Origin of the sequence: Pseudomonas putida (assembly GCF_001976065.1) — a bacterium.
GTDB classification, from domain to species: domain Bacteria; phylum Pseudomonadota; class Gammaproteobacteria; order Pseudomonadales; family Pseudomonadaceae; genus Aquipseudomonas; species Aquipseudomonas serbica.
In genome coordinates this window covers 217,957-242,602 of the sequence record NZ_MNAH01000010.1, presented here as the reverse complement: position 1 = coordinate 242,602, position 24,646 = coordinate 217,957, and the positions used below count along the sequence as shown (strand labels likewise).

Here is a 24,646-nt window from a genome sequence, read left to right as displayed (position 1 = left end):
CGACGCAACACCCCTGTGGGAGCGAGCCTGCTCGCGATAGCGGAGTGTCAGGCGCCCACTCCCACAGGTTTTTCGGCTGTCCTGGAGAAAACAAAAATGAGCATTGAACGCTGGCAAACCGCGTGGCGCGAACTGATCGCCCCCGGTGCTCCGTTTGAAGTGGTAACGCCCGATGACGGCGCTCCACGTTACTTTCGTCACGCCGCGCACGACTTGCTGCAGGTGTTCGACGCCGGTCGGGTTCACGGTGACCGTGAATTTCTGGTCTGGCAGTCACAGCGCCTGACCTTCAACCAGTTCTTCGATCAGGTCGACCGCCTGGCCGGGCAGATGGTCGCCCGTTTTGCCCTGCAACCGGGCGAGCGGGTGGCGATTGCCATGCGCAACCAGCCGGCGTGGCTGGTGGCCTTCGCCGCGATCGTGCGCTGTGGCGCGGTGTGTGTGCCGCTCAACAGTTGGGGCCTGCGCGACGAGTTGCAGTATGCGTTGCAGGACAGCGGTTCGCGCCTGTTGTTGTGCGACGAAGCGCGTCTGAAAACCCTGCACGAAGACCTGGCCCGCGAGCAGCGCGCCACCATCGTCGTCGGGGCCGAGGAAGCAACGTTGCCCGAGTACTGCCTGCGTTTCGAGGACTTGATCAGCGCTCCGGCACTACCGGTACCCACTCTTGAAATCGATCCTGACGCGCCGGCTCTGATCCTCTACACCTCGGGCACCACCAGCCGCGCCAAGGGCGCCGTGTCGAGTCACCGGGCCATTTGCCAGGCGCTGTTTGCCCTGGATTTCCAAGGCGCGTTTTGCGCCATGAGCTCGCCCGAGCGTATCGGTGTGGTGCTCAACAGCGGCTATCCACCCACCACGCTGGCGGCCGTGCCGCTGTTCCATGTCAGCGGCTTGCATGCGCAGTTTTTGTCGGCATTACGCGGCGGTCGGCGCTTGATGCTGATGTACAAGTGGGATGTCGAACGTGCCATCGACCTCATTCGCGATGAGCGCTGTACCCAGTTCAATGGGGCGCCGGTGATGATGCAGCAACTGCTGGCATCACCCCGTTTTGGCGGCGAGCATACCGTTAGCCTGTTCGGTCTCGGACTGGGCGGCGCAGCGTCGTCCGCCGGGGTACTGGACGACATGCTCAAGCTCAAGCCTGACGTCATCGGCGGTGCCGGGTATGGCCTGACCGAAAGCAATGGCATCGGCGCGGCCATCGGTGGCGATCCGTTCGTGTACAAGCCGCAGGCAGCGGGTTGGGCACTGCCGATCGTCGATATCCGTATCGGTGACAGCCCTGATCAGCCCCAGGCGGCGGGCACTCGCGGGGTGATCTGGTTGCGTTCCCCAACCTTGATGAGCGCCTACTGGAACCTGCCCGAAGCCACTGCGCAAAGCCTGCGCGACGGTTGGCTGGACACTGGCGATATCGGTTACCTCGACCAAGAGCAATTCCTCCACATCACCGGCCGGGTCAAGGAGTTGATCAACCGCGGTGGCGAGAAGATTTCCGCCGCGGAAATCGAAACCTGCGTCCTCGATATGCCCGGAGTCCTGGAGGCGGCGGCGTTCGCCATTGCCGACCCGCTGCTGGGCGAGACGGTAGGGCTGGCCGTGCATGGCCAGGCCTCGACACTGCCCCAGGAGGCGCAGATCTGCGCATTCATCGCCGAGCGCCTGGCCGCTTACAAAGTGCCGGCGCAGGTCTTTCGGGTTCGCGAACCCTTGCCCCGCAATGCCACCGGCAAGGTGCTCAAGGCACAGCTGCAAGAAAAGTTGGGCGCGTAACACCGCCTTAGTCTTTCCGGACGATGTCCGGGCCGGCAGAACACGAACAATGGGTCCATTCCACACAGCCTTATCAGCGTAGGAGGCATCACATGAAAATAACAAGAACAGGTCTCATGCTCGCGGTCGCAGTCACAGCCAATAGCGGGCTGATGGGTTATGCGCACGCGGCGGTGTCACCCCAGGAAGCGGCCAAGCTGGGCAAGGAGCTGACCTGTGTCGGCGCCGAGCAGGCTGGCAACGCCGAGGGCACCATTCCGCCGTACACCGGCAAATACCTGGGTGAAGTACCGGGCTGGAATCATGTGAAATTCTCCGGCGACCAGCCGGTGGATCCCTATGCGGCGGAGAAGCCGATCCTGGTGATCACCGCGCAGAACATGAGCCAGTACGAGGCGCACCTGACCGAAGGGCAGAAGGCCCTGCTGAAGAAGTACCCGACCACCTACAAGATGAACATCTACCCCGGCCACCGGGATTTTCGCTACCCCGATTACGTCTGCCGTCGGGTGATGGACAATGCGCTGCACGCTCAGTTGGTCAACGACGGTGCCGGTTTCACCGGGATCGGCCAGGTGCCGTTCCCGATCCCCAAGAACGGCATGGAACTGCTGTGGAATCACCAACTGCCGGCACGTGCCTACACCGAGGAAAAAACCTCCGACCTGGCCTCGGTCCTGCCCAACGGCAGCATTGGCTGGGGGCGAGCCTACGCGCGAAACCTGGCACTGGGGAACTCACCGGCCGCCGACTCCAAGACCGAAGACAAGATTGCGGCCATGAGCAACAACATGACCCTCAAGCCGGCCCGGGACAACGGCACCATCAGTATTTCCCATGAACCCTACAACTTCGGCACCGATGCGCGCCAGGCCTGGACCTACAGCCCATCGACCCGGCGCGTACGGCAACTGCCGGGCTACGGTTTCGATCAGCCGATGATCGGCACCAACGGCACCATGACCATCGACGAAGACCGTTTGTTCAACGGCTCGCCAGAGCGGTTCACCTGGAAGCTGATCGGCAAGCGCGAGATCTACACGCCGGCCAACGCCTTCAAGCCCAACGCCGGCACCGTCAAGCACGCCGACATGCTGACCCCCAACCATCCCAATCCCGATTTGATGCGTTATGAATTACGTCGCGTGTGGGTGTTGGAAGCGGACTTGAAGGAAGGCTATCGCCATGTCTATGGCAAGCGCGTGCTGTTCATCGACGAAGACACCTGGAACGCGGTCCTGGCCGACAACTACGACGCCCGTGGGCAGCTGTGGAAGCACGCCATGATCAACTACTACTACCACCCTGACATGAGCGGCTGGCAGGCCGGTTCGCAGTTTTTCATGGACTTGAACTCCGGCCAGTACACCGGCTACGGCATGACCAACGAAGCGAAGAAGGGGCCGATCCTAAACGAAGGCAAGTTCACCCCGGACCAATACACCGCGGATGCGGCGCGGGCGATCGGGCGGTAAGCGCCGGGTCGTTGCAATGAAAAAAGCCCCATCGGTATCCGATGGGGCTTTTTTTTGCTTCAGTTGATCGGCGCAGAGGTGATCGACCATTGGGGGGGCCGTGGCCGATCATCTCCAGCAGCCGTTTGTAGCCGGTACGCAGGTTTGTCGACTTGAAGGGCTTAGCAGGGCAGGTAGTGGCCGCCGTTGACGTCCAGTTGCGCGCCGGTAATGACCTTGGCGAAGTCGCTGGCCAGGTACAGGGCGGCCATGGCGCAGTCGCTGTCTTGCGGAATCTTGCGCAGTGGAATCTGTTGCGCGACCTGCTCGACCAGCGACTCCATCGGGACGCCCAGGCGCTTGGCTTCGCTCTCGAAGTAGCCGATCACCGGTGCGCCCCACATCCAGCCCATGAAGGTGGAGTTGACGCGGATGCCGAACGGGCCGAGATCCTGGGCCAGGTACTGCACGGCGGTTTTCAACGCGCCTTTGGAAACGGCATAACCGGATTCCAGCTGGTTGGGGGTGCGAGTGGCCATGGTGTTGATCATGACGATGCTGCCCGACTTCTGTTTCTTCATCTGCGGCAGCACGGCCTGGGTCATGTGCATGGTGCCGAACAGGTTGACGTCCATCGCGTTGCGCCAGTCTGCCATTGACGATTCTGAGGAACTGCCCCAGGCGCCGTGGGCGTAGGCGGAGTTGATCAGTACATCGATCTGGCCGAAGTGCTCGATCGTCAGGTCGGCGAGCGCCTGGCATTGCTCGACCTGGGAAATGTCGGTGGGGACTTTAAGGATCGGGGTGCTGTAGCCCGCGTCGCGGACCGCTTGCTCGGCCTGATCCAGCTTGGCCGGGGTGCGTGCGGCCAACACCACGGCCTTGGCCTGATACTCCGCGGCACGCACGGCCAGCTTGATGCCAAGGCCTGGGCCGATACCGGAAATGATGACGACTTTATCTTTGAGCAACATGGTGATCACCTTCTTATTGTTCTGGTAGGGAATGGGTCGTTCAGGTGCGACTGGCGTGCAGTGCTTCGGCACGTCGTTTCAGGTCCAGGGCCATCTGGTCGAAGCCGGTTTTTACCCAGGCACCGTGTTCGCGCATGATCGTGTCCTGGTTCAGGCCCAGGAAAATATCCGTGGTGAAATAGCGGCAACGGTTGGCATCGATGGCCGTGATGTACTGGTCGCGGCGGGCGGCGTCCATGTTCTCCGGGACGGGGCGTTGCTCCCAGGACAACAGTTGCTCTGGGTCGCAGGCCACGAGGTATTCGAACACCGGAACGGTTTCGCCGGTCTCGGGGGAAAGCACCTGCATATGCACCTCGTCACCGATCTGCAGGCCGCAGCGAATGTGCGGACAGAAGCTGTTCCACTGGTGGTAATTGTCCAGATCGATGAGCACCTCCCAGACCACCCGGGCGGGGGCATCGATTTCCACCGTGTGGGAGGTCACTATGTTTTCTGCTCTGGCCATGACAGTCTCCTGTTGTGCATTCAGTTGATGGGTCTGGAGGTGATCTGCAGCTGTTCGCTCAAGGGCTGGAGAGTCTCGAGCAGGGTTTCGTAGCCCGTCTCGGCGATCATCCAGCGCTCGTCGCGCTTGACGTAGCGATCCTGGTAGATCGCGCTGCCGTGCATGTGGGTGTTGTCCTCGAGGTTGATGAACACGTAGCTCAGGTACCAGAGGGCTGTGGCCTGGTCGCCAGCGACTTCGATTTCCGGGGTGTGACCGTTGTGGGTGGCCAGGCGGGTCTTGGTGAATGAGCTGCGGTAGAAGTCCAGCGCATCGCCCAGGCCGTTGACGTGGAACTCGTAGGCAGGGCTCTTGAACGACAGGGCGACGTCCTCGGTGAGCATGCCCTGGAGCATCTCGATGTTGCAGGTGTCGATGGCGCGGAAATACCGCGCCTTGAGCTGTTTGATCAGCTCGATTGCTTGCAGGTCCAACATGTGAAGCCTCCTTGGGGCCATTCAGGCACTGAGCTGGTACTCGCTGGTGAGGATGCAGTCGATCTTCTCGAAGTCGATGAACCTGCTGGTCGATTCGTACATGGCCTGCTGGCGCTGCGCGCATTTTTCCGGGTCGCCCAGGGCGGCGAAAAAACCTTGCGGATTGCCGATGGCCTCGGGCGGGAAGTTCTCTTCGACGATGGCGTGCAGCACCGGTGCACCGAAGGTCAGCGCCCGTACCACGGTGTTCTGCCGGTAGCCGAAGATCGATTGCAGTGGATAGGCATTAGGCCCGTGCCCGTTGCGCCAGGTGTCGTGCCAATGCTCGTAGCTCATACGATCTGGCTTGTGCAGCAGCGCCACCTGGTTCATGCCGGGTGTGCGCTGGCCGACCGGCACCTGGTACAGGGCTGAGCGGGCCTGGCGCTCCTCGGGGTAGGGCTCGGATTCCACCACCAGATACGCCTCCAGGCGGCTGGTCAAAGGCGCCACGAGGGTCTTGATCGCGGGCCACTGCGAGGCACTGTCCAGCCACAACGAGAGCATCCCGTCCGGGGGCGCTGCGCTATTGGTGATGCGTTGCGCGGATGCGGCGGCCACCGCCTCATCGACCAGCATGACGCGGATGTTTTTTGCACCGGCGGCAACCAGGCCGTCGCGCAGGCCGAGCAAATCCGCACGCCATTGCCCGGCGTTGGGTTGCGCCGGTTTCCACAGGGTCAAGATGATTTTTTCCATGAGTTTTCCAGCCCTTGTTCAGTATTGACGCTCAGTGATTGACGCCCAGGTGACGGGCGCGGTATTCGCTGTAGTCCTCGGTCATCTGCGCCTCGTTCAGGCCGAAACGTTCGAGGCTGTAGTCGTGGCTGGCACGTTTTTCCCGGCTGTTTTGCGCCAGCCAGCCCTGTGCGTCGGCGCGGGCTTTATCGGTAAACGGCAGCTTGGCGAAGGCATAGACCTTCTCCAGTACTTGCAGCGGCTGCTTCACGGTGTCGGCAAAGTGGATGTCGAGAAAACGCTCGGGCGCATGCTGCTCGCGCACCTGCATGGTGTGCCGGATGCCACGCGCCATGCGGTGGTTCCACTGCTCACCCGCGGCTTTCGGGTCCGGGTTGTCGCTGTACATCTGCCACAGGGTGTGGGCCATGCTGGCCATCGACGGGATGGTCTGGGCTGGTTCACGGTGGGTCAGGATCACCTGCGCGCCGGGGAAGACATCCAGCAGCAGATCCAGCGTGTGCAGGTGTTGTGGCGCCTTGAGCAGCCAGCGTTGGCCCGCCGGCTCACCCCGTTGTTGCTTCTGCCACTGCAAGAACTGCAGCATTTTTTTCAGTTGGGTGTAGACCGGCCGCTGGTCTTGTTGATCCAGCCAACGGGTGTAGCTGGGCACGTTGACGTAGGCGTCCATGGCACACATGAAGGAATGCTCCATGAGCATGAACTCTTCGTCGCAGAGCAGGGCATCGAGCGGGTGGATCGCGAGGATCTGCGGGATCACCTCGGCCATCAGATCGACCTCTGCCTTGGCCTGGGCGATGCGCTTGGCCGGCGCGGCCAGGGTTTCACCCGTCAGCGGTGCCGGAAAGCGGGTCTCCCACCAGGCGGCGGAGTAGAAACGTGGGTCGACCGCCAGCGTGCGCTGCAGCATGGTGGTGCCGGTACGCGGCAGGCCGACGATGACCAGCGGATCGTCGATGGGTATCCGGGTTATTTCCGGATAACGGCTCAGGTAGTCTTCCATCACCAGGCGGTTGACCAGTTGCCCGACCAGCCTTTCTTCCAGCAGGTGCAGGCCGGTCTGCGACAGCCCGGCTTCGCTGGCCAGGGCATCCAGCAGCGCCTGCAGGGACGCACGGTAATTATCATCGCCAAAATGGCTCAGGCCGTGGGTGCGCGCGACGGCGCTGGCCAACAGATTGTCGACGGTCAGGTTTTCAATTCGGGTGGGCGCGTTCATAGGGCCTCCACGACGGCAGCGACGTTAACCACGTGAGTGGTGGGGTGGCATTGCTCCTGGGCACCGACCCAGCGCAGGCAGAGCGTGCCTTGGCGGACGCCGGCGGTTTGCAGCCAGTTGCTCACCCCGGGGTCCCGCTCACTGAGTACCAGCGTCACGCCGCCGTTGTCGTCGTAGCGGGCCTGGTGCTTGTTCAAGCAGATCTGGTGGTAGCGGTAGTCCAGCGACTCCATCCAGTAATTGTTGATCTGCAAGTTCCAGAAGTCGCAGTCCGGCACCTTATCGATGTGAATCACCAGCGCCTCGTCCTCGGCGAGCGCCCAGTGCGAGTGGTAGTAGAAAATATTCGGATCGCCGCCCACCGATTGGCAGAGTGCCTGGTTGGCGGGGGGCAACTGATTGCTGTGGGGCAGGTAGCTTTGACTCCAGTCGGCGAACAGCCGGGCGGTGTTCTCGACGAAACTAGCGACCCGCGCCAGGCCTTGCTGGAAGGTCACCGGGTCAAGGGCCTGTGGCTTGGCATCGGTGCCGATTCGCTCGATGCTCAACTTGGCCGGCACTTCGCAGCGCCGGTCAAGAAAGGTCTGGCGCACGATCAAGGCGTTGGTCGCGCCTTCCATTTTCAGCCAGTTGCCCGCTTGCGGTTCGCGGCTGAGGATGATGTCGAAATTGCCCTGGTCATCGACTTGTAGCTCGCTGGCGTCGATGAACCCGGTCTGGATCAGGGTGCCGTCGGTTTCATAACCGCCTTTCTGGGTGCCAAAGCTCAGGTAGGCGACGCTGCCGCGCTGGCCTTTGATGCGATAGTCCAGCGAGCCGTCCAGGCGCGAGTACTCGTAGAGGTTGTCCGGGTTGTCGGCACCGATCTTTGCGGTCTCGTGGGAGGTCTTGAAGAAACTGGGAAACGCCGGGTCGGCAAATTCGATGTGCATTTCCAGGCCGATGCGCAGCAGGCGTGTGAGGTAGCGGAAACCTTCGGCGCGGGTGGCCGCATCCGCGGGCGCTTCGGGGCGCAGAATCTGCTCCCCGCAGCGCTTGAGGTGATCGCAGAACGTGGCCCAGGTCTGGCCACTCGACAGCTGTTGTTCGTCAATAGAGCTGATTGTCATTGTTGGACTCTCTTGATGGGGTGAGCCCGGCTCGAGCGCCTGCGCAGAGGCGTGAGCCGGGCGTCGGGGCTAGCGTTCCTGGCCGATGAAACCGCGCTCGGTCAGCACCTCGATGATCCGGTCCACGGCACCTTCCGGCGTCAGCTTGCTGGTCTGGATATGGATGTCCGGCCTGGTCGGCACCTCATAAGGCGAGTCGATGCCGGTGAAGTTTTTCAACTCGCCGCGGCGGACTTTCTTGTACAGGCCCTTGGGGTCGCGTTCCTCGGCCACGGCCAGCGGCGTGTCGACGAAGATCTCGATGAACTCGCCTTCCTGCAGCAGCCCGCGCGCCATCTCGCGCTCGGAGCGGAACGGCGAAATGAAGGCGGTCAGCACGATCATCCCGGCATCGACGAACAACTTGGACACCTCGGCCACCCGGCGGATGTTCTCGACCCGGTCGGCGTCGGTGAAGCCCAGGTCGCGGTTCAAGCCGTGACGCACATTGTCGCCGTCGAGCAGGTAGGTATGGCGGCCGCGGGCATACAGGCGGGTTTCCAGCAGGTTGGCGATGGCCGACTTGCCGGCGCCCGACAACCCGGTGAACCACAGCAGCACCGGCTGCTGGCCCATCTGTTCGGCGCGTGCCTTCTTGTTCACGTCCACGTGCTGCATATGGATGTTCTGCGAACGGCGCAGGGAGAACTCGATCAGGCCGGCGCCGACGGTGGCGTTGGTCAGGCGGTCGATGAGGATGAAGCTGCCGGTTTCGCGGTTGTCCTTGTAGGGATCGAACGCGATCGGCTGGCTGGTGAAGAGGTTGCACACGCCAATCTCGTTCAGCGCCAGTTCCTTGGCCGCCAGGTGTTCCATGGTGTTGACGTTGATCTTGTACTTGGGCACCGCCAGGGTGACCGGCAACGTCTTGCCGCCGATCTTCATCAGGTAGGGGCGGCCGGCGAGCATGGCCTGCTCGTGCATCCAGATCAGGCTGACCTGGAACTGGTCAGCGACGCTGGCCGGCTCTTCTGCGGTGGACAGGACATCGCCACGGCTGCAATCGACTTCGTCGGTCAGGGTCAGGGTGATGGACTGGCCGGCCACGGCCTGTTGCAGGTCGCCATCGAGGGTGACGATGCGCGAGATCCGGCTCTCTTGTCCGGCCGGCAATACCCGCACGCGGTCGCCGGGACGAATCATGCCGCTGGCGATGGTGCCGGTGAATCCACGGAAATCGAGGTTGGGGCGGTTGACCCACTGCACCGGCATGCGGAACGCCAGTTTCTGCTGGTGCGCCTCGTCGATCTCGACGGTTTCCAGGTAGCCCATCAGCGTGGTGCCGCGGTACCAGGGCATGTGCTCGCTCTGCTCGGTGATGTTCTCACCGCGCAGCGCGGACATCGGGATCGCGGTGACATCGTGAAGATTGATCTGTTTGGCGAAAGCGCGGTAGTCATCGACGATGGCGTTGAAGACTTTCTCCGAGTAGTCCATCAAGTCCATCTTGTTGACGGCCAGGACCACCTTGCGAATGCCGATCAGCGAAGCCAGGTAGCTGTGACGCCTGGACTGGGTCAGCACGCCGCGGCGGGCGTCGATCATCACCACGGCCACGTCGGCGGTGGAGGCACCGGTCACCATGTTGCGGGTGTACTGCTCATGGCCCGGGGTATCGGCAACGATGAACTTACGCAATTCCGTGGAGAAAAAACGGTAGGCCACGTCGATGGTGATGCCTTGTTCGCGCTCGGCGGCCAGGCCGTCCACCAACAGCGCGAAGTCCAGTTCGCCACCCTGGGTGCCGTCTTTTTTCGAGTCGGCCTCCAGCGCTTCCATCTGGTCTTCGAAGAGCATTTTCGAATCGTAGAGCAGGCGTCCGATCAGCGTGCTCTTGCCATCGTCGACGCTGCCGCAGGTGATGAAGCGCAGCAGGCTCTTGTGCTCGTGGGACTTGAGGTATTGCCCGATATCCTCGGCAATCAGGTCGGATACGTGTGCCATCAGAAATACCCCTCTTGTTTTTTCTTCTCCATTGATGCGGACGCGTCGTGGTCGATCATTCGCCCCTGACGCTCGGACGTGCGGGTCAGGAGCATTTCCTGAATGATCTTGGGCAGGGTGTCGGCTTCGGACTCGACGGCACCGGTCAGCGGGTAGCAACCCAATGTGCGAAAGCGCACGTTGCGCATCATCGGCACTTCACCCGGGTTCAGCGGCATGCGGGCGTCATCGACCATGATCAGCATCCCGTCACGCTCCACCACCGGGCGCGGCGCGGCGAAATACAGCGGCACGATCGGGATGTTTTCCAGGTAGATGTATTGCCAGATGTCCAGCTCGGTCCAGTTCGACAGGGGGAACACGCGGATCGACTCGCCCTTGTGTTTACGCGTGTTGTACAGGTGCCAGAGCTCCGGGCGCTGGTTCTTCGGGTCCCAGCGGTGCTGGTCGGAGCGGAAGGAGAAAATCCGCTCCTTGGCCCGTGATTTTTCTTCGTCGCGGCGTGCGCCGCCGAAGGCCGCGTCGAAACCGTAGTGATCGAGCGCCTGTTTCAGTCCCTCGGTCTTCATGATGTCGGTGTGGATCTGCGACCCGTGCTTGAACGGGCTGATGCCCATTTCAATGCCTTCGGGGTTGGTGTGGGTCAGCAGGTCGACGTTGAGCTTGGCCACCATCTGATCGCGGAAGCGATACATCTCCTGGAACTTCCAGGTGGTGTCGACGTGCAGCAAAGGGAAGGGCGGCTTGGCCGGGTAGAAGGCCTTCATGGCCAGGTGCAGCATGACCGCACTGTCCTTGCCGATGGAGTAGAGCATGACCGGGTTGTCCGATTCGGCGACAACCTCGCGCATTGCCTGGATGCTTTCGGCCTCCAGTCGTTGCAGATGGGTAAGCGTCATAGATTTGCCTCTCGCTTTTTGTTGTTGTCGTTTATCAACGTACAACCGCTGCGATTCGGACTTTTGCGCGACTTGATGTTTTAACATCTGGCGCAGCATCTGCAGCATGGGGTCGCGGGGCAGGGTGGTGGCGACCGCGGCAGGCACATCGTCAGGGCTGACATGAGCGGCTTGCTGACCGATCTGGGTCGCCAGTTCGCGGGCGCCGCTGAGCATTGCGCTGGCTTCGGGCAGATGAAACAGCTGCAGCCGCTCAGCGCGTTCGCCGGCCCAGGTGATGAAGGTCGCGGCGCGTTGCCAGTGCATGCCCGAGAGCAGGGCAAACACTTTGCGTTCGGCCGAGTGATGCAGGCGGTCGAAGAAGGCTTGCAGGTGGGGCGCGCGCAAGCCGTCTTCGTAAGGCAGCCAGAGCACCTTGCCGCGATTGCTGACCGCGCGCAGTACCCCGTGACTGAGCTTGCCCTGATCGTTACGGGCACCGTAGTCATCGATCCAGTGGATCTCGCCATTCTGCGTACGCGCCTGTTCGAGGATGTCCCGGTAGGTGCTGCGATACCAGCGCTGTACCGCCAGGCAAGCATGGGCGACACGCTTGGCCGGGCGCTCGGCATTGAGCTGCCAGCGTTGCAGATAATGGGTGGCGGTGCGCTCGGGCAAGTCGATGTCGTGCAGGCGCTTGACCAGTGCCTGCATCGCTTCCAGGTGCCAGAGCAGGAACGGTAACTGGTGCCGTTCCGGCGGCGTGCTGACCAACAGCTGGTAGATGTTCTGCTCCTGTTCGGCGGACAGGCTGCGGCCTTCGCCTTGCTTGCGCCCGCGTTCGCGCACGGGTACCGCCTTCCAGCCGCCGGCTTGCCACGCCTTGTAGGCAGCGATGATGGTCGGCGAGGAGAGTCCGGTGTCCTGGCTGATGGCCTTGAGCGTGCTGCCGGCGATGCGCAACTTCACGGCGCGCAGGCGAAGCGTGTTGATCTGTGCAACGGACAGCTGATTGCCGTGGGACACGGGAGCTCCTGTTAAACATCCATTTGCGCGGTGGCGTTGGAGTGGATGCCTGTACTGTTCCCGGATCCGCAAAATCGCGCATAGGCCGAATGGACCATGTGAAGAACAAAAAACAGGAGAGTTGCCATGAACGAGTCAATGACTGTTCTGCTTGAAGACGTCATCGGTATTGCCCGCCAGGCAGGTGAGCTGGTGCTGGAGGTGTACCGTTCGGATTTCGAGGTGCGCGGCAAGGACGATGCGTCGCCAGTGACCGAAGCTGATGAGAGTGCCGAGGCCTTGATACTTCAAGCCTTGGCGACGCTCACGCCGCAGATTCCGGTGATATCGGAAGAGGCTGCCGCCGCCGGCTTGGTGCCTGAGTTCGGCAGGCGTTTCTGGCTGGTGGACCCGCTTGACGGGACGAAGGAGTTCATCAATCGCAATGGCGAGTTCACCGTCAATATCGCCCTGATCGATAACGCTGAACCAGTGCTTGGGGTGGTGCTCGCGCCCGCGCTTGCGCGACTGTTCGCCGGTGCCCGTGGTTGCGGCGCCTTTATCGAGCAGGCCGGGCAGCGCCAGCCCATCCACTGCCGGGCAGCGGCGAAAGAAGGCTTGGACGTTGTCGCCAGTCGCTCCCATGGCGATGCCCAGGCGCTGGATAAATTCCTCGACGGGCGCCAGGTGCGGTCACTGAAAAGCGCCGGCTCGTCGCTGAAAATCTGCCTGGTCGCTTGCGCAGAGGCAGACCTTTATCCGCGCCTGGGGCGCACCATGGAATGGGATATTGCCGCGGGGCATGCGGTGCTGGTGGCTGCCGGTGGACAGATCCGCATCCTTGGCGGCGATGTGCTGCGTTACGGCAAGCCCGGCCTGGACAACCCGCATTTCTACGCTCACGGGTTATAGACCCCACACGCTTGCGCACGGGCCTGTTTCCGGGGATGGAAGCAGGCCCTTTTTGTTGGCGATTTCGTGATCTACATCGACAGATGCGCGCTCAAGTCCCCCATCATGTCCAGGTGCGAGTAATCGCGAAAGCTGAAGCGCCAGACCCCGTCCATCTGTACGAACTCATCGAGGTAGCGTCCGCTGGCGATGGGTTGCAGGGCCAGGGTGTCGGTGGCTTGCAGCACGGTGTAGCAGGAACGAACCGACGCGGTGCCTGCGGCCTCGTCGAGGTCGATGATCGGATTACTGATGATGTGCCGGGTGCGGGGTGTGCCGCAGGGGTAGCGCTTGATCCGTTGCTGCCAGATGCCCAGCAAGGCGCTGTGATCGGCGAAGGTCTCCTGGCTTTGCAGCTTGATGCGGGCATGACGGAACAGCTCGGCCGCTTCAATCAGTTGGCCGCTGTCCAGGTATTCGCCGTAACGGTAGAGCAGGTTGCTGATCTGTATGGCGCTGGTGCTCATGGTGATCCTCTTTTTTGTAGGCGCCGGCTTGCTGGCGATGGCGGCCTGACAGCCAACCCATCTCCCACGGCCGTACCCGATCTACTGTGGGAGCTGGCTTGCCAGCGCATCGCCAGCAAGCTCCTACAGGAATTGCGTCATCCATGTTTCCCCGCAAATGCATGAAGAACCATTAAAAAGCCGCTGCAACCCGGCAAGGGTTGCAGCGGCATGGTGATGTGCGAAAGCGGTCAGGCAGTCACTGGCCGGATCGCCGCGAGGGGCGCAGCGGGGTTCTTCATCTGTTGCCGATAACGTGGCAGCGCCAGGGCCAGGAACACGCTGGCCAGCGCCAGCATCGACACCGATGAGGCCAGGGCGTAGCGCAACGACTCGCTGCCCAGGGTTGGCACGAAGAAGTCGCTGAGCATGCCAACGAAGAGCGGCCCGATGCCCACGCCCAGGAGGGTCATGGACATGACGAAAATCGCCGTGGCCTGGGCCAGGCGGGTCGCCGGGAAAAGGTGGGTAATGGCGCTCAGGCATGGTGTTGCCCACCACACGCCAAAGAAGGCGAATGCGCTGTAGAACAGGAACGCCTGCGGTACGGCAGTGCTGCCGATATGGAACGCCGTGCCCTGGGGCCAGAGGAAGTACGCCAAAGCGAAGGGAATGCTGATCAGCGTGCCCAGCAGCGGCACGCCGATTTGCCAGCCGACATCGCGCCGAGCCATGCGGTCGGTGAGCATGCCGCAGACCAGGGTGCCAATGGCCGCGCCACCGCCGCCTACCACGCCGACCAGGAATCCGGCCTGTTGCATGTTGAGACCGTGGGAACGGATCAGGAAGCTCGGGCTCCAGGTGCCAATGGCGTAGCCGGCAATCGCCGCCGCGCCACCGGTGAGTACCAGCCACAGGAACGAGGGCATGCGAAACAGCTCAGTGAGGGTCTTGAGCCAGCCGTCTTGTTGCAATGTGGCGCTGCTCAGCGGTACGACCCGCTTGGGCGTACGCACAGTCAACAGCAGTAGCAGGCCGAGGAAAATGCCCGGAGCGCCGATCAACAGGAAGGCGTAGCGCCAGCCATGGTGTTGGGCGATCCAGCCGCCCAGCCCCAGGCCGACAACCGCTCCCAGGCTGGAGCCGAGCATCAGGAATGCCAGGGCTGTGGAGCGGCGATTGGGCGGATACAAATCCGAGACCATCGCCACCGACGGCGCCGTGCCGCCGGCTTCGCCCACGGCCACGCCAATCCGCGCCAGCACCAGGGTCAGGAAGTTGCCGGCCATGCCGCAGAGCATGGTCATCAGGCTCCAGGCGATGCAGCTGAAGGCGATCACCGGCTTGCGCCCGATGCGGTCCGACAGGCGCCCCAGCGGAAAGCCGAACACGGTGTAGAACACTGCAAAGGTCACCCCCGACAGCAAGCCGATGCCGGTATCGGAAATGCCGAACTCAAGCTTTACAGGCTCGATCAGGATCGCCATCAACTGACGGTCGATGTAGTTGAACACATAGATGCTGGCGAGCACGAACAGCGCGTAGTGCGTTCGCCATGTGACGGGGGTGGACTGGTTCACTGCGGGTGCTCCCGGTTTTGTTCTAGTTGGCGCGATGCTCTACGTGCACAGTGTTTTTTTCATCGTCCGTTCAGACCATTTTCGGCTTTGCCGGCAAGCCGCCGTGCACCTTGGCAAACCTAGTCTTGTCGGACGATGTTTCGCTCGCGCTCAACGTCAATCATTCAGCCCGTATCCGCTGCCATGCCAGCGTTTGCCCACATTGTGGCAAGCCCTGCGACAGCCTGAAAACAATAAGAAGCTGAGGAATTGAAATGAGCGTCTTGTTCGAGCCGGTCGCCTTGGGCGAGCTTCAACTGGCCAACCGCATCGTCATGGCTCCCATGACGCGCAGCCGCGCCCTTGCCGATGCGATTCCCGGCGGCGATATGGTCGAATACTACCGCCAGCGGGCCAGTGCCGGGTTGATCGTGGCCGAAGGCACTGCGCCGTCCGCCAGCGGCCTGGGCTATTGTCGCACCCCGGCGATCTACAGCGACGAGCAGGTCGTCGGCTGGCGGCGGGTCACCGAGGCGGTGCACGCCGAGGGCGGGCGCATCGTTTTGCAGTTGATGCACGTCGGCCGCGCCGCCAGTCGCCACAACAAGCCGGCAGGCGCGGCCACGGTGGCGCCTTCGGCGCTGCGTGCACGTACCCAGGTGTTCAGCGACGCTGCCGGGCTGGTGGACACTGACGAGCCGCAGGCGTTGACCCTGCAAGGCATCGGCGAGGTCATCGAAGACTATCGCCAGGCCGCACTGAATGCGCGCCTGGCCGGCTTCGACGGTGTCGAACTGCATTGCACCAGCGGTTATCTGCCGATGCAGTTCATGGCCTCCGGCAGTAACCGGCGTAGCGATGTCTACGGCGGCGACGTGACCGGGCGAGTGCGTTTCGCCAAGGACGTGATCGAGGCCATGGCCAGTGCCATCGGCGCCGGCCGTGTCGGCTTTCGCCTATGCCCCGGCAACCCCTACAACGACATCGACGATCAGGACCCGGTCGCGACGGCCGCCGCCCTGTGCGAAGCCGTGGCGCCGTTGAGCCTGGCGTACCTGCACATCATGCGTTCGCCCCTGGCCGAGCTCGATGCCTTCGCCCTGGCGCGTAAGCACAGCCCCCACGCCTTGATCCTAAACGATGGTTTCGACGGCCCTTCGGCCAGTGCCGCTCTCGCGTCGGGCGAGGGGGCTGCCGTGTCGTTCGGCCGTCACTTTATTGCCAACCCCGATCTGGTGGAGCGCTTGCAGCGTGGCCTGCCTTTGGCTGGCTTCAACCGCAAGACCCTGTATACGCCGGGCCCGGCGGGCTACTCGGATTACAGCGCCTATCAAGCCAATGCCCAGGAGGTGGCGCAATGAACCTGAATGACCTCAGTCACGGCCTGCCGACCCGCGTGGTTCCACGGGAACAGACCCAGGCACTGCTCGACCAGCGCGCGGCCGCCGCCGGGCTGATCAAGCCGAAAGACCGCTACACCCTCGCCGACCGCCTCGAACATCAGGCGCGCGAGCAGGGTGAGCGCACGTTCCTGATCTACGGCGAGCAGACCCTGAGCTACGCCGAGGTCGATGCCCGGGCCAACCAGATGGCTCACACCTTTTATGCCAATGGCCTGCGCGCCGGCGATGTCTGCGCCCTGGCCATGGAAAACCGTCCGGCGTTCTTCTGCACCTGGTTCGGCCTGGTCAAGCTCGGGGTGGTGGTGGCCTTCATCAATACCCAGGTCACCGGCCGCCCGCTGCTGCATGCATTGCAAACCACCGATGCCAAGGCGTTGGTGATCGGCGAGGAATGCCTGGCCAATGTGCAGGCCACCGAAGGTTTTCCAGACCTGCCATGCTGGCTGATACGTGACGCGGAAAATCCCTGGAGCGGCCCGCTGCCCAAGGGCATCGACGGGCATTTCGCCGCGCGCCTGGAGAAGGCTCCGCGCATGCCGTTTCCCCGGGATATCCGCGCGCACATCGAAGCGCAGGCCGCGACGCTGCTGATCTTTACCTCGGGCACCACCGGCTTGCCCAAGGCGGCGCGCTACAGCCACATGCGCTGGATGTCCTCGGGCGATGTGATGGAAGTCACCCTGAACGCTACCTGCAAGGATGTGTTCTATTGCTGCCTGCCGCTGTACCACGGCGCCGCAGCCACCTCGGTGACCTCCACCGCACTGCGCGCAGGTGCCGCCATCGTGGTGCGCCGCAAGTTCAGTGTGCGCGAGTTCTGGAACGATGTGGCGCGCCACCAGATCAGCATCTTCCAGTACATCGGCGAGATCTGCCGCTATCTGCTCAACCAGCCGATGCGCGCCGGCGAGCGCGAGCACAGCCTGCGCTGCATGCTCGGCGCCGGGCTGTCGCCGGACTCCTGGCAGCGCTGGCTGGAGCGCTTCGGCCCGATCCAGGTGTTCGAGGGCTGGGGCGCCACCGAAGCCAACTCCGCCGTGATCAACGTCGACAACTATTTCGGTTCCTGCGGACGGATACCGGACTGGAACAAGACCAACTTGCGGCTGGTGCGTTACGACATCGAAAACGACTGCCATCCGCGGGACGAAAACGGTTTCTATCAAGTCTGCAAAGTGGGTGAGGTGGGCGAGGCCATGGGCTTTATCGTCGATCACCCCGAGATCGGTGGCGGACGCTTCGAGGGTTACACCTCGGCTGAGGCGACCGAGAGCAAGATCCGCCGCAATGTGTTTCGCGAAGGCGATGCCTACTGGAGCTCCGGCGACTTGATGCGCGAGGATGCCGACGGTTACTGCTACTTTGTCGACCGCATCGGCGATACCTATCGCTGGAAGAGCGAAAACGTTTCGACCCTGGAAGTGGCCGATGCCCTGGGCGATCTGGCGGGGCTGGAACTGATCAACATCTATGGCGTCCTGGTGCCGGGCCATGAAGGCCGCGCCGGCATGGCCGCGGTGCTGATGCAGGCGGGCCAGGCATTCGATCCCGCCGCCCTGTACGCCCTGACCGAAGCGCGCCTGCCGCGCTATGCGGCCCCGGTATTCGTGCGGGTCACCCAGTCGGCAGACCTGACGGCCAGCTACAAGCTGCGCAAGGTCGATCTGCAGCGCCAGGGTTATTGCCCGACTCGATGCAGCGATCCGCTGTTCATCCGCGACGAGCAGGCCCGCAGCTATGTGCCCTACTCGCCAGAAGCCCTGGCGCGGGCTGGCCTGACGCCCTTCACGGTGGCCGACCATGGCTGATCTCGACGCCAACGGTCACGAACTGCGCAGCGGCCTGCGGTATCCCTGGCCGCAGGCGCCGGACTCCGGGCAGGTGCGTGAAGTGGCGCCGGGCGTGTGGTGGCTGCGCATGCCGCTGCCGTTTCGCCTGGACCACATCAACCTCTATCTGCTGCGCCACACCGATGGCTGGGTGGTGGTGGACACCGGCATGAACACCGCGCAAACCCGTGAGGTCTGGGATCGGGTGCTCAGCGAAGTGTGCGGCGGGCTGCCGGTGCTGGCAGTGGTCTGCACCCACTTTCACTCCGACCATGCCGGGGTGGCCGCCTGGCTCAGCGAGCGTTTTCACTGCCCGGTGTACATGACCGCCAGTGAGTTCCAGTCGCTGCATGTGAGGTTTCCCGCCGACCAGCCACCGGGCTGGGATTTCCTCGATTTCTACCGCAAGGCTGGCGTGACTGACGAGCACAGCACCGAGATGTTCGCGGTGATGAGCAACGCGCATTTCCTGCCGGCGCCACTGAACCATTTCCGCCGTCTGCAGGAAGGCAGCTGCCTGCACATCGGTGGCCGCAACTGGCAGGTGGTCATCGGCCGCGGGCACTCGCCGGAGCATGCCTGCCTGTATGCCGCCGATGACGGCTTGCTGATTTCCGGCGACCAGGTGTTGCCGCGCATCACTTCCACTGTCGGCGTGCATGCCACGCAACCGTTGGCCAACCCACTGCGCGACTGGCTCGATTCCATCGAGCACCTGCGCAGCTTGCCCGACAGCGTACTGGTGCTGCCGGCGCACGAGCGGCCGTTTTTCAATTTGCATGAGCGCCTGGATCAACTGCAAGCCCATCACCAAGGGCACCTGGCGCAGATGCTGGCCGCCTGTGACGAGCCGCGCACCGTGCTCGAACTGATGGCCGTGCTGTTTCCCAAACTGTCGGGTCGTTTCGACGAACTGATGGCGCTGGGCGAAACGTTGGCCCATGCCAACTATCTGGTGGCCGAAGGGTCGCTGGAGCGTGAAGAGGACCGGGGGCGATACCGCTACCGGCGTGCTGTAAGGGGAGCGTGCGCTGTTAACCCGCTCAGGGTGTTTTGAGCGGGCGGCACGGCAGCAGTGTTGAACATTCCAGGCAGCCAGCCGGTTGTCATAGAGGAGAGTCAGTGTGATCAACAAGAACAACAATAACTCCACGGTCATCGGTTCGCGTGCGTTTGAGCTCACCAGCCTGGCGGCAGCCATTGCGCTGGTGTCCACACCGGTGTGGGCTGGCGATACGATCGAGTTCGACAACGGCGCGACGATGGATTGGTCGGTGACCACCAGCTACGGCATCGGTGTGCGCACTGGCAGTCAGAGCGATCGCTTGCTGACGGTCAACGCCGACGATGCCAACCGCAACTTCGACAAGGGCAGCCTGACCACCAATCGCGTGGGCGCGCTGGCGGAAATGATCCTGCGCAAGGACAACTACGGCGCCGTGGTGCGCGGCAGTACCTTCTACGACGACGTCTACCACCGCAAGAACGATAACGACTCGCCTGCCACCGTGAACAAGAACGGCGACAACGACGAGTTCACCAGTGACACCCGCTACTACAGTGGCGGCCGCAGCAAACTGCTGGACGTCTATGCGTTCAGCGGCTGGCGCTTTGACAACGACACCATGCTCGACGTCAAGGCCGGGCGCCACATTGAATCCTGGGGCGAGAGTCTGTTCTACCCGGGTGTGAACGGCGTACAAAACCCGTCTGACGCGGTAAAAGCGTCGCAGCCGGGTGTCGAGGTCAAGGAAGTCCTGTTGCCGGTGGGCCAGTTCTCCGGCTCGTTCCGACTGAACCCCCAGTTGACCTTCGGTGCCTACGTGCAATACGAATGGAAGGGCACCGAACTGCCGCCGGTGGGCAGCTACCTGTCCAGCAGCGACGTGGTTGGGCCAGGGCGCGAGTTTATCTACGCCAACGGCCAGAAGATCGCCTACCGCGGCACCGACAAGCCGAGTGATGGTGGTCAGTGGGGCGTGCAGATGCGCTACCGCCCGGTACCGGCCCTCGAGCTGTCGCTGTTTCACGTCAACTACCACGACAAGAACCCGGCCACCGCCCTGGTCGGCTACGACCCGCTGCCAGTGGGCGGTGGCCGCAACGCCTTCGTCAGCAATGGTTACGAGATCAAGTACTTCGAAGACATCAAGCTGACCGGCATCAGCGCCTCGACCAAGATCGGCGACACCCAGGTCGGCGCCGAATGGTCGTACCGCGACGGTGCGCCGGTGATGGTCAATACCGGCCTCGGCGCGGTGCCGGCCAAGGGCAAGGGCCAGCAGATGCAGCTGTCGGCGATCCGTATCCTGGGGGATCGTCCCTGGGCCAGCCAGACCAGCCTGACCGCCGAAATCATCCGCGTGCAGGTCGACAGCGTCGAGTCCACTTCGGCGGCGCCCAACCTGCAAGGCGTCAACCTATTACCCTCCCTGGCACCCCTGGTGGCTCCTTCCGATGACTATACCTACAGCACAGCCGCGGGTTACCGCACCAAGTCTTCCAGTGCCTACACCGTGGGCGCATCGTTCAGTTATCCGGGCGTTTTCCAAGGCTGGGATCTGGAAGTCCCCTTCAGCTTCTCCAACGTCTTCAGCGGCTCCACGCCCATGGCCGGAAGCATCTCCGGCGTCGCCGGCGACCGACGCCTGAGCGCGGGCACGACCTTCAAGTACCTGGGCAACCTGGAACTGGGTTTGAAATACATCGCCTACCTGGGTGAAGCCGATGCGATCGACCGTCCGTTCGCCGACCGCGACTACGCCACGTTCTCGATGAAATACACCTTCTGACCGACCACTCGAGTTCCGCGGCGCTTGATGGCGCCCGGACCTTAAACACAACTTGGAAAAAGCCGCGGCGTAACGCTTCGGCACGGAGGCACTATGGGGCTCAAAGGGCATGCGGCCATTGTTGGCAGCGCACAGTACAAACCGGAGAAGTACTCCACCGCGCCCAAGATGTTTCACCTTGAACAAGTCGCCGACCTGGCGGCCCAGGCGCTACGCGATGCCGGGCTCAAGGCTTCGGACCTCGACGGGCTGGTGATCAACGGCCCGCATTTTCATGAAGCCTCGGTGTTCGTACCGGCGATGGCCGCCGAATACCTGGGCCTGCGGCTGAACTTCGCCGAAGTGGTCGACCTTGGCGGCTGTACGTCGGTGGGCATGGTCTGGCGCGCCGCCGCCGCCATCGAACTGGGGTTGTGCCAGGCCGTGCTGTGCGTCATCCCCGCCCGCATGGCGCCGTTGGGTCCCGACGAGGATCCTGGCTGGATGGCCCGGTCCATGCGTTTTGGTGGGCACAGTACGGCGTTCGGCGCGCCCGAAGCCGAGTTCGATTTGCCTTACGGGCACATGGGCCAGAACACCGGCTACGCCATGATCGCCCAGCGTTATGCCGCGCAGTACGACTATGACCAGCGGGCGATGGCCAAGATCGCCGTCGACCAGCGCACCAATGCCCTGGCCAACCCGCAAGCGATGTTTTACGGCCAGCCGTTGACCATCGAGCAGGTGCTGGCGAGCAAAATGGTCGCCGACCCGCTGCACGTCCTGGAAATCGTCATGCCGGTGGCCGGTGGCGCCGCATTGATCATCACCAACAAGGAAGTGGCGGCGCGGGCGCGCAAGCGTCCAGCCTTCATTACCGGGTTTGGCGAGCACCTGGCGTTCAAGTCGCCGTCCTATGCAGAAGACATGCTGCACACGCCGATCGGTCCGGCGTCCCAGCGGGCCTTTGCCATGGCCGGGCTCAAACCCACAGATGTCGATGCCGCGCAGATCTACGACTGCTACACCATCACCACCTTGCTGACCCTGGAAGACGCCGGTTTCTGTGGCAAGGGCGAGGGCATGGCGTTCGTGCGCGAACACGACCTGACCTGGCGTGGCGATTTCCCGATGAACACCCATGGCGGGCAACTCAGTTTCGGCCAGTCGGCCTCGGCCGGTGGCATGAGCCAGGTGATCGAGGCGGTGACGCAGATCGCCGGCACCGCCGGTGAACGCCAACTGGGCCGCTGCGACAGCGTCTACGTCTCCGGCACTGGCGGCGTGATGAGCGAGCAGGGCGCATTGATACTTCAGGGAGCATAAGCACATGTCCAACAACAAACCGATGCCGGTCGCGACGCCGATCTCCGCGCCCTTCTGGGAGGGCCTGAAGGCTCGCCGCCTGTTGATCCAGCAATGCAACGCCTGTGCGCACTGGAACTTCTACCCGCGCCGGCATTGCCCGGTGTGCCTGGAACACGACCTGGCCTGGCGCGAAGTCGACGGCGCCGCCACGCTGTACAGCTACACCGTGACGCGCATCGCCACCTTGCCCGACTTCATGGATGAGATGCCGCAGAAACTGGCGGTGGTCGAACTGGCCGAAGGGGTGCGCATCAACACCAACCTGGTCGGCCTCGACGAAACCGAGATCCGCATCGGCATGCCCCTGCAGCCGGTGTTCGCCGAAGTCGACGCCAAGGGCAACCGCCTGCTGCGCTTTACCGGCGTGGACAAGGATGCAGCGGCGTTCGAGTCGCTCCCTGCACAGGACAGCGAACCGGCGCCTGCGACCTCGCAGCAACCCGTCGCCCTGCAGGTCGACCTCAACGATGGGCCGGCCTTGCAGGCCCTGGTCAGCGAGCAGTACAGCGACTGGAGCAACGTGGTGGTGGTCGACCAGGCACTGATCGATGCCTTTGCCCAATTGTCGGGCGACGATTACTGGATCCACACCGATCCGCAGCGGGCGCGCCTGCAAAGTCCGTTCGGCGGCACCATCGCCCACGGTGCGCTGGTACAAGTGCTGCAGTCGCGAATGAAACTGGCGCTGGGGTTCGAGATCAACGGTTTCAGCACCCAGATCAACTACGGCTCCGATCGCCTGCGCTTCCCGGCGCCGGTACCGGCCGGCTCGCGCATTCATTCGCGAGCCCGGGTGAAAAAAGTCGAAATCCTCGCCCGGGGTACCCAGCTGACCCTGGAACTCAACATTCATGTGGTGGGTCAGGACCGGCCCTCGGTGATCAACGACCTGGTGATCCTGTACATGGCCTGATCCCCACGCAAGCCCATGAGCGGTGATCTCCTGTGGGAGCGAGCCTGCTCGCGAAGAGGCCATTCCTGTCGGCATCAATGCCGACTGGTCTACCGCCATCGCGAGCAGGCTCGCTCCCACAGTTGCATAAGCCATTTGGACGATGTGTCCCCCCTCCCTTGCGCCGACTATTGCCCCAGAGGCAACGCCCATCTCGATTGCCTCGCATGCCCTGGCGCGTGACAAAAACAAGAGGATCGGCCCTATGACTTGCCCTATCCACGCCACCCCCGAACAGGAGCGTTACTCATGCGTTCGGTGATCGGCTACGCGGTTTGCCTGGTGGTCGCCTTGACCATTGGCTACACCTTCTCCCCCAAATCCCCCCCACAAGCGGAATTGCTGGCCACGCGCCCGGACCGGGTGCAGATCAATGGCCTGCTCAATCTTGGCGCGCGCGTGGTCGCCGTGGGCGAGCGTGGCAGTGTCCTGCTCAGCGATGACCAGGGCGTCAGCTGGCAGCCCGCGAGCGTCGCCACCCAGCGCAACGCCACCCTGACCGCCGTGGTGGCCCTGGATGACAAGCGCTTGCTGGCCGTCGGGCATGACGGCTGGATCCTGCGCTCCGAGGATGCCGGCAGCAGTTGGCAGGAAATGCGCTACGACAGCGACCTGGGCGAACCGCTGCTGGGCATCTGGACCAGTGATGGCAACAGCGTCATGGCGTTCGGCAGCTTCGGCAAGTTCTATCAATCGGCTGACGCCGGGAAGACCTGGACGCCGCAGTCCCTGGACATCGACAACGCCCACCTCAACAGCATGGCCGGCGGCGACGATGGCCGCCGCATGCTGGTGGGCGAGCAGGGCCTGGTGCTGCGCACCAACGACGCCGGCCAACACTGGCAGAGCTTGCCGGCGTTCTACAGCGGCTCGCTGTTCGGCATCGTTCGCCTGAGCGCGAACAACTGGGTGACCTATGGCATGCGCGGGCACGTGTTCGTCAGCCACGACTTCGGCGACAGCTGGACCCAGGTCAAGGTCGGCAATCAACTGCCGCTGTACGGCCATGTACTGCTGCCCGATCAGTCGGGCCTGGTGATCGTCGGTGCCGGCAGCTCGGTGGTGCGCCTGGATGCACAGGGTGCGCTGGTCGGCGTCGGACGCCTGGCCGGGCTCGGTACGTTGACCTCGGCGACGATGGTCGGCTCGCGGCTGCTGGTCGGAGGCGAGCGCGGCGTATTGCAGGGTTCAGGTGGCAGCGTCGCTGCCCAAATGGCCACACAGGCCACCCAGTGAATGAGAGG

The 24,646-nt window shown here is 63.1% G+C and carries 20 protein-coding genes; 10 read left to right on the top strand and 10 right to left on the bottom strand.

The features are described 5' to 3' along the window. The first annotated feature begins 96 nt into the window (after window positions 1-96). Window positions 97-1,779 carry a class I adenylate-forming enzyme family protein gene (locus BKX96_RS27515; protein ID WP_077185982.1) on the top strand — a complete coding sequence of 561 codons (1,683 nt, stop codon included), beginning with the start codon at window positions 97-99 and terminating at the stop codon, window positions 1,777-1,779. A gap of 92 nt (window positions 1,780-1,871) precedes the next feature. Continuing rightward, on the top strand, window positions 1,872-3,254 hold the full coding sequence (locus BKX96_RS27510; RefSeq protein WP_178134576.1) for a DUF1329 domain-containing protein: 1,383 nt from the start codon (window positions 1,872-1,874) through the stop codon (window positions 3,252-3,254). A gap of 161 nt (window positions 3,255-3,415) precedes the next feature. Here the strand turns inward: BKX96_RS27510 and BKX96_RS27505 are convergent, their stop codons facing one another. The 8 genes from BKX96_RS27505 to cysD all read right to left on the bottom strand — a co-directional run bounded on the left by BKX96_RS27505 (window position 3,416) and on the right by cysD (window position 11,226). Further along, window positions 3,416-4,207 (bottom strand): SDR family oxidoreductase, encoded by a 792-nt coding sequence (locus BKX96_RS27505; RefSeq protein WP_077185981.1) that lies wholly within the window; start codon window positions 4,205-4,207, stop codon window positions 3,416-3,418. 40 nt (window positions 4,208-4,247) lie between these two features. Continuing rightward, entirely contained in the window at window positions 4,248-4,715 is a 468-nt protein-coding gene (locus tag BKX96_RS27500) for an SRPBCC domain-containing protein (protein ID WP_046817048.1), read from the bottom strand. A 20-nt stretch (window positions 4,716-4,735) separates the two neighbouring features. Next, window positions 4,736-5,191: a nuclear transport factor 2 family protein gene (locus BKX96_RS27495; protein ID WP_046817049.1), complete on the bottom strand. Its 456-nt coding sequence runs from the start codon at window positions 5,189-5,191 to the stop codon at window positions 4,736-4,738. A gap of 21 nt (window positions 5,192-5,212) precedes the next feature. Further along, window positions 5,213-5,929, bottom strand: a complete 717-nt coding sequence (locus BKX96_RS27490) for an EthD domain-containing protein (protein WP_077185980.1) — start codon at window positions 5,927-5,929, stop codon at window positions 5,213-5,215. Window positions 5,930-5,960: 31 nt separating this feature from the next. Continuing rightward, complete coding sequence (locus BKX96_RS27485; protein ID WP_077185979.1) at window positions 5,961-7,148, bottom strand: sulfotransferase family protein; 1,188 nt, start codon at window positions 7,146-7,148, stop codon at window positions 5,961-5,963. Continuing rightward, on the bottom strand, window positions 7,145-8,257 hold the full coding sequence (locus tag BKX96_RS27480) for a DUF1214 domain-containing protein (protein WP_077185978.1): 1,113 nt from the start codon (window positions 8,255-8,257) through the stop codon (window positions 7,145-7,147). Before BKX96_RS27480 ends, BKX96_RS27485 begins: the two co-directional genes overlap by 4 nt. 69 nt (window positions 8,258-8,326) lie before the next feature. Beyond that, the gene (gene cysN / locus BKX96_RS27475) at window positions 8,327-10,240 is read right to left on the bottom strand and encodes a sulfate adenylyltransferase subunit CysN (protein ID WP_046817053.1); all 1,914 of its coding nucleotides are present in this window, start codon (window positions 10,238-10,240) and stop codon (window positions 8,327-8,329) included. Beyond that, window positions 10,240-11,226 (bottom strand): sulfate adenylyltransferase subunit CysD, encoded by a 987-nt coding sequence (gene cysD / locus BKX96_RS33320; RefSeq protein WP_256721677.1) that lies wholly within the window; start codon window positions 11,224-11,226, stop codon window positions 10,240-10,242. Before cysD ends, cysN begins: the two co-directional genes overlap by 1 nt. Before the next feature lie 1,044 nt (window positions 11,227-12,270). Here cysD and cysQ point away from each other — a divergent pair. Beyond that, window positions 12,271-13,035, top strand: a complete 765-nt coding sequence (gene cysQ, locus BKX96_RS27465; RefSeq protein ID WP_179092184.1) for a 3'(2'),5'-bisphosphate nucleotidase CysQ — start codon at window positions 12,271-12,273, stop codon at window positions 13,033-13,035. Window positions 13,036-13,106: 71 nt separating this feature from the next. On the opposite strand, the gene BKX96_RS27460 is transcribed toward cysQ, so the two are convergent. Together BKX96_RS27460 and BKX96_RS27455 are read right to left on the bottom strand one after the other, a co-directional pair. Further along, on the bottom strand, window positions 13,107-13,541 hold the full coding sequence (locus BKX96_RS27460) for a nuclear transport factor 2 family protein (RefSeq protein WP_077185976.1): 435 nt from the start codon (window positions 13,539-13,541) through the stop codon (window positions 13,107-13,109). A 230-nt stretch (window positions 13,542-13,771) separates the two neighbouring features. Continuing rightward, window positions 13,772-15,100, bottom strand: a complete 1,329-nt coding sequence (locus BKX96_RS27455; protein ID WP_046817055.1) for a spinster family MFS transporter — start codon at window positions 15,098-15,100, stop codon at window positions 13,772-13,774. Between the two features lie 254 nt (window positions 15,101-15,354). Here BKX96_RS27455 and BKX96_RS27450 point away from each other — a divergent pair, with 254 nt between their 5' ends. From BKX96_RS27450 to BKX96_RS27420, 7 genes are all read left to right on the top strand, one after another. Further along, complete coding sequence (locus BKX96_RS27450; protein WP_077185975.1) at window positions 15,355-16,440, top strand: alkene reductase; 1,086 nt, start codon at window positions 15,355-15,357, stop codon at window positions 16,438-16,440. Continuing rightward, a complete protein-coding gene (locus tag BKX96_RS27445; protein WP_143512480.1) occupies window positions 16,437-18,290 on the top strand; it encodes a long-chain-acyl-CoA synthetase in 1,854 nt (617 codons plus the stop codon). The genes BKX96_RS27450 and BKX96_RS27445 overlap by 4 nt, the downstream gene beginning before the upstream one ends. Next, window positions 18,283-19,368, top strand: coding sequence for an MBL fold metallo-hydrolase (locus tag BKX96_RS27440; RefSeq protein ID WP_077185974.1), 1,086 nt, complete (start codon window positions 18,283-18,285; stop codon window positions 19,366-19,368). Before BKX96_RS27445 ends, BKX96_RS27440 begins: the two co-directional genes overlap by 8 nt. Before the next feature lie 67 nt (window positions 19,369-19,435). Beyond that, window positions 19,436-21,103 (top strand): DUF1302 domain-containing protein, encoded by a 1,668-nt coding sequence (locus BKX96_RS27435; RefSeq protein ID WP_077185973.1) that lies wholly within the window; start codon window positions 19,436-19,438, stop codon window positions 21,101-21,103. 93 nt (window positions 21,104-21,196) lie between these two features. Further along, window positions 21,197-22,408 (top strand): thiolase family protein, encoded by a 1,212-nt coding sequence (locus BKX96_RS27430; protein ID WP_046817060.1) that lies wholly within the window; start codon window positions 21,197-21,199, stop codon window positions 22,406-22,408. Window positions 22,409-22,412: 4 nt separating this feature from the next. Then, window positions 22,413-23,363, top strand: coding sequence for a bifunctional OB-fold nucleic acid binding domain-containing protein/MaoC family dehydratase (locus BKX96_RS27425; RefSeq protein ID WP_077185972.1), 951 nt, complete (start codon window positions 22,413-22,415; stop codon window positions 23,361-23,363). A 288-nt stretch (window positions 23,364-23,651) separates the two neighbouring features. Continuing rightward, window positions 23,652-24,638, top strand: coding sequence for a WD40/YVTN/BNR-like repeat-containing protein (locus BKX96_RS27420; protein WP_077185971.1), 987 nt, complete (start codon window positions 23,652-23,654; stop codon window positions 24,636-24,638). Window positions 24,639-24,646 lie beyond the last annotated feature (8 nt).

Coding starts and splice junctions, on each gene's coding strand:
- BKX96_RS27515 (WP_077185982.1), top strand. CDS start 97: ATGAGCATTGAACGCTGGCAAACCGCGTGGCGCGAACTGATCGCCCCC.
- BKX96_RS27510 (WP_178134576.1), top strand. CDS start 1,872: ATGAAAATAACAAGAACAGGTCTCATGCTCGCGGTCGCAGTCACAGCC.
- BKX96_RS27505 (WP_077185981.1), bottom strand. CDS start 4,207: ATGTTGCTCAAAGATAAAGTCGTCATCATTTCCGGTATCGGCCCAGGC.
- BKX96_RS27500 (WP_046817048.1), bottom strand. CDS start 4,715: ATGGCCAGAGCAGAAAACATAGTGACCTCCCACACGGTGGAAATCGAT.
- BKX96_RS27495 (WP_046817049.1), bottom strand. CDS start 5,191: ATGTTGGACCTGCAAGCAATCGAGCTGATCAAACAGCTCAAGGCGCGG.
- BKX96_RS27490 (WP_077185980.1), bottom strand. CDS start 5,929: ATGGAAAAAATCATCTTGACCCTGTGGAAACCGGCGCAACCCAACGCC.
- BKX96_RS27485 (WP_077185979.1), bottom strand. CDS start 7,148: ATGAACGCGCCCACCCGAATTGAAAACCTGACCGTCGACAATCTGTTG.
- BKX96_RS27480 (WP_077185978.1), bottom strand. CDS start 8,257: ATGACAATCAGCTCTATTGACGAACAACAGCTGTCGAGTGGCCAGACC.
- cysN (WP_046817053.1), bottom strand. CDS start 10,240: ATGGCACACGTATCCGACCTGATTGCCGAGGATATCGGGCAATACCTC.
- cysD (WP_256721677.1), bottom strand. CDS start 11,226: ATGTTAAAACATCAAGTCGCGCAAAAGTCCGAATCGCAGCGGTTGTAC.
- cysQ (WP_179092184.1), top strand. CDS start 12,271: ATGAACGAGTCAATGACTGTTCTGCTTGAAGACGTCATCGGTATTGCC.
- BKX96_RS27460 (WP_077185976.1), bottom strand. CDS start 13,541: ATGAGCACCAGCGCCATACAGATCAGCAACCTGCTCTACCGTTACGGC.
- BKX96_RS27450 (WP_077185975.1), top strand. CDS start 15,355: ATGAGCGTCTTGTTCGAGCCGGTCGCCTTGGGCGAGCTTCAACTGGCC.
- BKX96_RS27445 (WP_143512480.1), top strand. CDS start 16,437: ATGAACCTGAATGACCTCAGTCACGGCCTGCCGACCCGCGTGGTTCCA.
- BKX96_RS27440 (WP_077185974.1), top strand. CDS start 18,283: ATGGCTGATCTCGACGCCAACGGTCACGAACTGCGCAGCGGCCTGCGG.
- BKX96_RS27430 (WP_046817060.1), top strand. CDS start 21,197: ATGGGGCTCAAAGGGCATGCGGCCATTGTTGGCAGCGCACAGTACAAA.
- BKX96_RS27425 (WP_077185972.1), top strand. CDS start 22,413: ATGTCCAACAACAAACCGATGCCGGTCGCGACGCCGATCTCCGCGCCC.
- BKX96_RS27420 (WP_077185971.1), top strand. CDS start 23,652: ATGCGTTCGGTGATCGGCTACGCGGTTTGCCTGGTGGTCGCCTTGACC.